This is a genomic window from Coriobacteriia bacterium, from assembly GCA_034370385.1.
Lineage (GTDB): Bacteria > Actinomycetota > Coriobacteriia > Anaerosomatales > PHET01 > JAXMKZ01.
In genome coordinates this window covers 1-1,343 of sequence record JAXMKZ010000062.1, presented here as the reverse complement: position 1 = coordinate 1,343, position 1,343 = coordinate 1, and the positions used below count along the sequence as shown (strand labels likewise).

2 protein-coding genes are annotated in these 1,343 nt (G+C 62.9%); both read right to left on the bottom strand.

The features are described 5' to 3' along the window. Positions 1-249 precede the first annotated feature (249 nt). Positions 250-594, bottom strand: coding sequence for a hypothetical protein (locus U1E26_12725; GenBank protein ID MDZ4170496.1), 345 nt, complete (start codon positions 592-594; stop codon positions 250-252). Positions 595-691: 97 nt separating this feature from the next. Continuing rightward, complete coding sequence (locus U1E26_12720; GenBank protein MDZ4170495.1) at positions 692-1,111, bottom strand: hypothetical protein; 420 nt, start codon at positions 1,109-1,111, stop codon at positions 692-694. Positions 1,112-1,343: the final 232 nt, after the last annotated feature.

Genomic DNA, 1,343 nt, shown 5'->3' with positions numbered 1-1,343 from the left:
CGAGGAGTCGCATCGCGCGCACGAGCGGATGGATGTCGCGCGCCGGTCGAACGCGATCGCAGGTCAAGACCAATAGACGAGCCGCGAAGAAGCCGCATACTGCTTCCTTGCTCGGCTTGCAGCCCCGCTCACGCTAACGTGTTAGGCATGAGCGGCAGCTCATGACCTCTCTTCCGCAGTCTGCCTCACGCTGTCCGCTCGATGCCCTAGTTCGACTGCACGTGGCTCCGAGCTGGGTGCGCTGCTCGCCTAGTCGCACTCCGTACAGATTCTTGCCGGCCATCCGGACAGTATCGACTCGGTGTTGCACTTAGCGCACTGAATCGCGTAGGGACGCCGAATCGCGAAGAACAGCAGGATTGGACCCCCGACGATAGCGACAAGCATGATCAGGCGACCACGGCCGATTCCGCCGCCAATCTGCCAGCCCTTACGCATCCCAATACTGAGTCCAATGGCGCCGCACATGAACCACGTCGCGAAGACGGCAGTTCCCAAAGGTCCCATGCCCCCGCCCTGGGGGTCCGAGGCCGCCAGCCAGCCCACGCCCAGACCAGCGGTACCCCACCCCAGTGGCGCCAATTCGTACTTCACGAAGCTCTCCTGTCTGTCGAACGTGTTTGCGCTTCACCCGCGCGCCGTACCGCTTCAGGATAGCCGAGCGCTTCGGCGCGTCGGGTGGAAGCGCTTGTTAGGCGTGACCAGACGGCGACGGGCTCCGCCTCCCGAGGCGCACTGACAGCCTCGCGAAGACCGAAGCCAACGCGACCGTCCAAATCACAGCCAGCAGGCTAAGGAGCAAGTCCTGATTCCAAGCCACAAACGCGGATACCTCGAGTGCCGTGTCCGCCGGAACCGCGTTCAAGGCCGCCCAAGTCGCGAGCAACAGTGACACAAGCCCGAGCGCGACTCCCGATAGGACTGCGAAGGCTGCGACATAGGCTGCAACCAGCGGTCTGGCAAGGATGTCGTTGGCAATTAGGTGCGCGCCAAGTACGAGCAGAATGATGAACGCGAGTCTCCAGGGAACCGACGGCCACACTCCTGCTGCCCAGCTCGCGACCAAGGCCGAGACCACAAGTCCCAGCGCAACTGCCAGCCGCACCCTCACGACTCCCCCTTATCTACGCCTAACGTGTTTGCGCTTCAGCCGCGAACGAGCGGTTGCCTGTCAGCCTAGCGCGTGCGTGAGTCGGCTGGAAGCGCTTGTTAGATGCCGCGGATTCAGATACTAAACGCAACACCCCCACCCGATGAGGGTGGGGCGGTCTGGGACACTCACGGTTCCTCCCTACCGCCAAGCAAAGGGGAACCGATGCATGCCCAGATCACCCTGGAAGAAC